General features: G+C 71.4%; 8 protein-coding genes. 4 read left to right on the top strand and 4 right to left on the bottom strand.

The features are described 5' to 3' along the window. Positions 1–17: 17 nt before the first annotated feature. From ACFULQ_RS47725 to ACFULQ_RS47710, 4 genes are read right to left on the bottom strand one after another with little or no spacing between them, the layout of a single operon-like run. Positions 18–1,061 carry an NAD(P)-dependent alcohol dehydrogenase gene (locus ACFULQ_RS47725; protein ID WP_383557736.1) on the bottom strand — a complete coding sequence of 348 codons (1,044 nt, stop codon included), beginning with the start codon at positions 1,059–1,061 and terminating at the stop codon, positions 18–20. Further along, positions 1,021–2,091, bottom strand: a complete 1,071-nt coding sequence (locus tag ACFULQ_RS47720) for an ABC transporter permease (protein ID WP_383557734.1) — start codon at positions 2,089–2,091, stop codon at positions 1,021–1,023. Before ACFULQ_RS47720 ends, ACFULQ_RS47725 begins: the two co-directional genes overlap by 41 nt. Before the next feature lies 1 nt (position 2,092). Beyond that, positions 2,093–3,604: a sugar ABC transporter ATP-binding protein gene (locus tag ACFULQ_RS47715; RefSeq protein WP_383557731.1), complete on the bottom strand. Its 1,512-nt coding sequence runs from the start codon at positions 3,602–3,604 to the stop codon at positions 2,093–2,095. After that, complete coding sequence (locus ACFULQ_RS47710; RefSeq protein ID WP_383557728.1) at positions 3,601–4,743, bottom strand: substrate-binding domain-containing protein; 1,143 nt, start codon at positions 4,741–4,743, stop codon at positions 3,601–3,603. The genes ACFULQ_RS47715 and ACFULQ_RS47710 overlap by 4 nt, the downstream gene beginning before the upstream one ends. Before the next feature lie 353 nt (positions 4,744–5,096). On the opposite strand from ACFULQ_RS47710, the gene ACFULQ_RS47705 reads away from it, so the two are divergent. The 4 genes from ACFULQ_RS47705 to ACFULQ_RS47690 all read left to right on the top strand — a co-directional run. Beyond that, positions 5,097–6,503 carry an SRPBCC family protein gene (locus ACFULQ_RS47705; RefSeq protein ID WP_383557726.1) on the top strand — a complete coding sequence of 469 codons (1,407 nt, stop codon included), beginning with the start codon at positions 5,097–5,099 and terminating at the stop codon, positions 6,501–6,503. After that, positions 6,500–6,814 carry a 2Fe-2S iron-sulfur cluster-binding protein gene (locus ACFULQ_RS47700; protein WP_383557724.1) on the top strand — a complete coding sequence of 105 codons (315 nt, stop codon included), beginning with the start codon at positions 6,500–6,502 and terminating at the stop codon, positions 6,812–6,814. Before ACFULQ_RS47705 ends, ACFULQ_RS47700 begins: the two co-directional genes overlap by 4 nt. Positions 6,815–6,821: 7 nt before the next feature. Further along, positions 6,822–7,037, top strand: coding sequence for a transposase (locus tag ACFULQ_RS47695; RefSeq protein ID WP_383557721.1), 216 nt, complete (start codon positions 6,822–6,824; stop codon positions 7,035–7,037). Positions 7,038–7,042: 5 nt separating this feature from the next. Further along, positions 7,043–7,993: NADP-dependent oxidoreductase (locus ACFULQ_RS47690; RefSeq protein WP_383557719.1), on the top strand; the 951-nt coding region annotated here is incomplete at its 3' end.

Raw genomic sequence — 7,993 nt, 5'->3', positions numbered from 1 at the left:
CAGCTACGGCACCGGGCTCAGCCGTGCGGCAGCACCACCGCGCGGCCGTTGATGCCCCCGGCGTGCAGACGCGCGTACGCCTCGGGCGCCTGCTCCAGCGTGAACGTCTCGACATGCGAGGAGACGAGCCCCTGGCGCGCGAGGTCGAGGACCTCCATCAGCTCGGTGCGGCTGCCCCAGTACGGGAAGGCCGCCGACACCTCGAAGGGCAGCCCGCCGCCGAAGCCCACGGGCAGGGTGCCCCCGCCGAGGCCGACGACCGTGACATCGCCCGCCACCGCCACCGAGGCGGCCGCGATCGCCAGGGTCGCCTCGGCGCCGACGAAGTCCAGGACCACCTCCGCCCCGATACCGCCGGTGAGTTGGCGGATCCGCGCGCTCGCCCCGTCGTCGGAGGGCAGTGTCTCGTGGGCGCCGACCTTGCCCGCCAGCTGGAGCTTGTCCTCGTTCGTGTCGAGGGCGACCACCCGCGCGGGGGTCAGGGCGCGCAGCAGCTGCACGGCGAGATGGCCCAGGCCACCGACGCCGATCACCACCGCCGTGCTCCCGGGCAGCAGCTTCGGCAGTGACCTGCGGAGCGCGTGGTACGGGGTCAGTCCGGCGTCGGTGAGGGGCGCCGCCTGCACGGGGTCGACGCCGTTCAGCGGGACCAGGTGGCGTGGCGAGTCCACCAGCAGGTACTCCGCAAGGGCGCCGGGCCGGCCGAGGCCGGGCGGCACGATGCCGAGTCCCGCCGCGTGCGGGCAGCAGTTCTCCCGGCCCTCGGCGCACGAGTGGCAGCGGCCGCAGCCCCACGGGCCGTACACCGCCACCGCCTCGCCCTCCGCCACCTCGGTGACACCGGCGCCCACCGCCGCCACCGTGCCCACCCCCTCATGACCGAGGGTCATCGGCAGGGCGTAGGGGAACACCTCCTCGGGCCAGCCCATCACCGCGATGTCAGAGTGGCACAGGCCCGCCGCCGTCACCTTCAACAGCACCTGGCCGGGGCCGGGTTCGGGCACCGGCACCTCCACGAGCTCAGGAGCGTGACCCACCCGCAGGTACTGCACGGCTTTCATCATCGGTACTCCCTTCCGGTTCGTCGGGGCCGGACAGCTTCCCGGCCCGGCGGCGCAGCACGGTGGGCAGGGCGATCCGGCCGCCCGTGAGGACGAGCGCGACGATCAGGACGGAGCCGGTGAACAGGCTCGCGGCCCACTGCGCGCTGGTGGCGAGCCCGAGCCCGGTGATGCCCGTGCCGAGCAGCAGCACCGCGATCACCGTCCCCCAGGCGTTGAAGCGGCCCGCGCGCAGTTGGGTCGCCCCGACGAAGGCCGCCGCGTAGGCCGACAGCAGGTACGGGCTGCCCGCGGTGGGCGATCCGGAGCCCACCGAGGAGGCGAAGACCACTCCGGCGAAACCGGAGAGCAGCGCGGACGTCACCAGGGTCCCGAAGCGCAGCCGGTCGGTGCGCACGCCTTGGAGCCGGGCCGCGTCGGCGTTGAACCCGGTCGCGTACAGGCGGCGTCCGGTCGCGGTGTGCTCCAGCACGAACCAGATGGCGAGGGCGGCGAGCAGCAGGTACAGCACCGGCAGGGTGATGCCGCCCGCGTCCAGTTGGGCGATGTTCGCGAAGGGCTTGGCGAGCAGCTGCACCCCGGTGATGGAGCTGTCGTTGGTGACCATGGTGATCAGGGACTGGATGAGCGCGCCGGTGGCGAGCGTGGCGATGAACGAGTCGACGCGCAGGACGACCACCACGAGGGCGTTGACCACGCCGACCAGCAGGGCCGCGGCCATCGCCAGGGCGGTCGCGGTGAAGGGACCGAGGCCGGTGGAGACCAGGAAGTGGGCGGTCAGCACGCTGGTCAGGGACATGGTGTAGGCGACGGACAGGTCGAAGACGCGGGCGGCCAGCGGTGGTACGACGCTGAGCGCCACCAGTCCGGCCACCGCGTTGCCGTTGAGGACCTGCTTGACCGTGATGGCCGTCGGGAAGGTGTCCGGCGCCCATATGGAGAAGAGCACGACGATGGCGAGCCACACGTACACCGCGCCGATGGTGCGGAACGACAGGGTGGCTGCCAGCCGGGTCGGGACGGACGTCATTTCACTCGGTTCCTTCCATGGCGTGCACGAGCGCGGACTCGGTGATGTCCGGCCCGCTGAGCTCCCGTGCGATCCGGCCGTCCCGCACCACCAGGACGCGGGTGCACAGCGCGAGGAGGTCCTGGGTGTCGGAGGAGGACACGATGACGCCCATGCCCTCGTCGGCCTGCCGCTCGATCAGGTCGTAGAGCTGGAGGCGGGTGGCGATGTCCACGCCCGCCGTGGGCTCGCACAGGGTCAGCACCGGCGGGCGCTGGGCGAGGCAGCGGGCCATGACGACCTTCTGCTGGTTGCCGCCGCTGAGCGTGGTGATCCTGGCGGTGCGGCCGGCCGTGCGGACGTCGACCCTGCTGATCCAGTCCTCTGTGAGGGCGGCCTCACGGCGTCGGCGCAGCCGTCCTGAGCGGGTGCGCAGCCGGTCCAGGAGCGGCAGGGTGAGGTTCTCGCCGACCGAGAAGTCACCGATCACGCCTTCGGCCGCCCGGTCCGCGGGGACCAGGGGCAGGCCCAGGGCGCGGGCGTCACGCGCCTCGGTCCACCGCGGGGAGCGGTCCGCCAGGCGCAGTCTGCCGTCCACCCGTCCGGTGTGGGCTCCGCAGACCGCGTACGGCACGATCTCGTGGCCGGAGCCGACCAGTCCCGTGACGCCCAGGCGCTCGCCCCGGGCCAGGTCGAAGCCGACTCCGCGCAGCGGCCCCGCCCACAGGTCGCGTACCTCCAGGACGGGGTCGCCGGCCGCGGCAGGGGGTGGCGGACGGTGGTCGGTGTCCATCTCCTCGCCCGCCATCAGTGCGGCCAGCGAGCGAGGGGTGAGGTCGGCGACCGGGCGGGTGGCGATCCGGCGGCCGCCGCGCAGGACGGTGACCCGGTCGGCGAGCGCGAAGATCTCGTCCATGCGGTGCGAGACGTACAGCACGCCGGCTCCCGCGTCGCGGACCTCGCGCACGATGTCGAACAGACGGGCCACCTCGCCGGGCGGCAGCACGGCGGTGGGCTCGTCGAGCACCAGGACGCCGTGCCTGCCCTCCCAGCCCTGGAGCGCGGCGGCGATGGCCACCACCGTGCGCTGGACGGGGGTCGCCGTCGCGAGGGGACGGCGTACGTCGATGCCGAGGCCGAAGCGTTCGACCAGGGCGTGGGTGCGCCGTTCCATCTCCGGCCAGCGGATGTTGCCGAAGGCGGTGCGGGCGAAGCCGTGACTGAGGGCGAGGTTGTCGACGGCGCTCAACTCGCCCACCAGGCCCAGCTCCTGGTGGACGAAGCGCAGGCGGTCGTGGCGGGAGGCCGCCACCTGGCTCAGGTCGAAGGGCTCACCGTCGAGTTCGGCCACCGCCCCCGGCTCCGCGTGGTGGTACCCGGCGAGGATCTTGATCAGGGTGGACTTGCCGGAGCCGTTGGGCCCGATCAGGGCGTGGATCTCGCCGGGCGCCACCTCCAGGTCGACGTCCGTCAGGGCCGGGGTGCCGCCGAATCGCTTCGACAGGGCGGCCACCCGCAGTGCCGGCCCGCTCAACTCACGCCCCACAGCGCCTTGAACTGGGCCTGGTAGTCCTCGACGATCGGGAAGTCCCCGATGGTCTTGGGGAGGTTGTCCTTGGTGATGAGCATGTTGGGCAGCACCGCCTGCTGGTCCACGTCCATGGACTGACCGGTGAAGTGGCGGGCCAGCGCGTCCACTTGCAGCCAGGAGGTCTCGTGCGAGTTCAGGGCCATCGCGGCGTCGCTGAGCCCGCTCTGGATGTACTGGTAGTTCTGTCCGTCGCCGACGTTCACGGCGAGATGCTTGCCGGTGATGCCGGCGGTCTTGAGCGCGGCGGGCACGCCCACGTTGAGCAGACCCAGTGAGAACACGACGTGGGTCACCTTCGGGTGCGAGCGCAGATACGACACCACGCGGTCCGGCATGTCCTTGCCGATCGCGGTGATCGGCACGTCCACGGTGTCCAGCCCGCACCCCGTGCACCACTGCTTGTACTTGGCGGCGAAGGTGTCCTTGACCGGCTTGAGGATGGTGTAGACGGGCAGGTCGAAGTAGACGGTGTCGGCCTGGGCGTTGCTGTCGGACACCACCCAGGAGGCCAGCATCTCGCCCTGGACGGCGACGTCCTTGGGCCCGTTCTTGAGCAGGGAGACACCGTCGCCCGCGACGTCGTCGGCGTTCGACTGGAGGACGGGGATGCCCGCCGCCTTGAACTGGGCGAGCTGCTTGGCGTACACGGCGCGCGGGAACCCGGAGGAGACGACGGCGTCGGGCTTGTCGCGCAGCGCCTGTTCGTAGGCGCTCTGGACGGACTCCGGGGTGCCCTGGGTGGCGATCTGGCGGACGTGCCAGCCGAGTTGGTTGGCGGCCGCGGTGAAGAAGTTGGCGAGGTCCTGGCAGGACTGCACACCGCACAGGATGAAGTCGACGGTCTTGCCCGCGGGGATCTTCCGGCCCACCGGCTGGGTGACCGGGATCCGGTCCGGGTGCCGGGAGTACTTCGCCACGGCCTTGCGGGCGGCTATCAGGCCGGGGGAGTCCGGAGCGGCGGCCTTGGCGGAGTCGGCGGCCGGTGTCGTCCCGCCGCCGCATCCCGCCAGGGCGAGCAGGGCGGTGACGGGGACGATCGCGGTCAGGGCGCGGCGGGCCGCGCGACGGGGTCTGGAACTCATCGTTGAGCACTCCCGTGGTGTGTCGCCTGTGCTGTCGCGGCCCGGAGCGCCCCGCGTCGCGGTGGTCGGTTCCGGTCAGGCGAATGGATTTGCGTGTCGCGCCGGGCGAACGCCGCGGCACCGGTCCGGGGCCGGTCGGAGATCGTCCCGGGATCTAGAAACTTTTGAGGCACTACAGCCTCAAGTGGGTCGGAGTGTGACACGCCTCGACGGCCTTGGGGAGAGGGTCGCCGCAAAAAGTTGTGGTTTCCCAGCTCGCTAGCGCCACTACCTGGGACGGTGCGGCTCGACTGTTGCTCCCGGCGGCGACTGGTAACTACACTCCTTCTAAAGTTTCTGCCGGAGGAGAGATGATGGACGAAACATCGGAGCCGGCTCCTGCCCGATGCCCGGGCCCCAGCGTCCAGGACTACCTCGACCAGGACAGCCGCCCCGTGCCCGCCGCCCTGAGGTACGAGCACAACGACCACCTCGGCAGCGAGGACATCGACACCGCCCGCTTCACCTCCCGCGCATGGGCCGAGCGCGAGATGCGGCAGGTCTGGCGGCGCGTGTGGCAGTTCGCCTGCCTGGAGAGCGAGATCCCCGAGGTCGGCGACCACGAGATCTACGAGATCGGCGACGACTCCCTCATCGTGGTGCGCACCGCCCCCGACGAGATCCGCGCCTTCGTCAACGTCTGCCTGCACCGCGGACGCAAGCTGCGCACCGGCGGCGGCAACGTCAGCGAGTTCCGCTGCTCCTTCCACGGCTTCGCCTGGAACCTCGACGGCACCATGCAGAGCCCGCCCTGCGCCTGGGACTTCCCGCACGTCACCCCGGAGAAGTTCGCCCTGCCCGAGGCGCAGGTGGCTACCTGGCGCGGCTTCGTCTTCATCAACATGGACCCGTACGCCGAATCCTTCGACAGCTACCGCGGCACCTTCGACGAGTACTACATCTGGCCGCTGGAGAACCGCTACAAGTCCCTCCACATCGCCAAGGTGCTGCCCTGCAACTGGAAGGTCGCCCAGGACGCGTTCATCGAGTCCTTCCACGTGATCGCCACCCACCCGCAGATGCTGCCGTGGCTCGCCGACGCCAACTCGCAGTACGACGTCATGGCCGACCAGCCGAACTGGAACCGGATGATCAACATCCAGGGCGCTCCCAGTCCGCATGTGGCCGACTCCGTCACGGAGGAGGACGTCCTGGAGACCTTCTACGACTCGCGCGCCTTCTACGCCGCCGCGCAGGGCCGTGACCTGGTCATGCAGGAGGGCGACGAACTCCCCGCGATCCCGCCCGGCGGCACCGCCCGCCAGGTCCTCGCCGAGCGCATGCGCGCGCAGCTGGCGGCCACCTCGCAGCAGGACTTCTCACAGACCCCGGACACCGAACTGCTGGACGCCATCAACTACTTGCTGTTCCCCAACTTCAACCCGTGGGGCGGCGCCAAGTCCAACATCATCTACCGGTTCCGGCCCAACGGCCTCGACCCCGACTCCTGCACCGCCGAGATCATCTTCATGTCGTCCCCGAAGCAGTCCGGCGAGATGCCCGCCCCGGCGAAGATCCGCTGGGTGCCCGAGGACATGCTCTTCGCGGACATCCCCGAACTGGGCGTGCTCGGACCGGTCTTCGACCAGGACTGCGAGAACCTTCCCTACGTCCAGCAGGGCCTGAAGGCGATGCGCAAGCCGGGCATCACCCTGGCCAACTACCAGGAGAGCCGCATCCGCCACTTCAACCGGACGCTCGACCACTGGATGGACACGTGAGCCACCGGGTGGCGGTCAGACCCTCCGGCATCGAGCTCGACGTCCTGGACGGCGAGGACCTGTTCACCGCCGCCCAGCGCCTCGGCTACCGCTGGCCCACCGTCTGCGGCGGCAAGGGCACCTGCCGTACCTGCTTCGTCCAGGTCGACGAGGGCGCCGAGAACTGTTCGCCCGTGGGCCCGCTGGAACGCGAGGGCATCGAGGCCCTGCGCAGGCCGGTGGACGGCCTGACCCGGCTCGCCTGCCGGCTCCGGGTCGAGGGCCCGGTGACCGTGACCAAGCGCGGCGTGCGCCGCCGAGTGCAGGAGTGAGGCCCCCATGTCCAAGCAAGTGATCCACCCCCTGACCGGGCAGGTGTACCGGCTCACCGAGGACGGCCTGGTCGAGGTGACCGACCCCGCGACCGGCGCGCAGGGCCTCTTCGACTTCCAGGCCCGCTGGCTGTCGGGCGAACTGCGCCACGCCGACCTCCAGATGGCCGGCTGGGTCGGCCGCCTCGCCCAGCGCCGTACGCCCCCGCAGCCGGAGCGGTGAACACCGTGACGCCCCGCACCACCCGGGCGGTCTGCCTGGTGCGCAGGCCCGACGGAGAACCGCTCCCCACCGACTTCGCCGTCGAGGACCGCCCGCTGCCGCCCCTGGGGGAGGGCCAACTGCTGGTCCGCAACCTCTACATGAGTGTCGACCCGTCGATGCGCGGGCGCCTGGAGAGCACCGAGAAGCACTACACCCACAACTTCACCCCGGGCACGCCGCTCGACGGCCGCGCCCTCGGCGTGGTGGAGGAGAGCCGCTGCGCCTCGGTCCCGCCGGGCACGTACGTACGCCATCAACTCGGGTGGCGGGAACGGGCCGTGCTGGACGCGGCGGACACCGACGGCGCCGGGCGCATCGACCCCCGGCTCGCCCCGCTGCCCACCTGGCTGGGCCTGCTCGGCCAGACCGGGTTCACCGCCTATGTGGGCCTGACCCGCATCGCGGCGCTACGGCCCGGCGACACCGTCTTCGTGTCCGCGGCGGCCGGGGCCGTCGGCACCGCCGCAGGACAGTTCGCGCGCCTGCTGGGCGCGGAGCGCGTCGTCGGGACCGCCGGCGGCCCGGACAAGTGCGCCCTGCTGGTCAAGGAGTTCGGCTACGACGACGCCGCGGACTACCGCGCCGAGCCGGTCCGTGACGCGCTGGCCCGCATCGCGCCCGACGGCATCGACGTCTACTTCGACAACGTCGGCGGCGAGCAGCTCGCCGCCGCCCTGCACGCGCTGCGCACCGGTGGCCGGGTCGCCCTGTGCGGGATGATGTCGCAGTTCGGCGGCGACCGGCGGACCGTGGACATCAACCATCTGATCCAGGCCGTCCTCAAGCGCCTGACCCTGTGCGGCTTCATCGTCCGCGACCACGACGATCTGCGGCCCGAGTTCGAGCGACGGGTCGCGGGCTGGCTCGCCGAGGGCCGTATCACCGCACGCGAGACGGTCGTGGACGGGCTGGAG

The sequence above is a fragment of the Streptomyces sp. NPDC057253 genome, from assembly GCF_042669125.1.
Classification (GTDB): Bacteria; Actinomycetota; Actinomycetes; order Streptomycetales; family Streptomycetaceae; genus Streptomyces.
The sequence above is the reverse complement of the archived record's forward strand: the minus strand, read 5'-3'. Positions and strand labels throughout refer to the sequence as shown.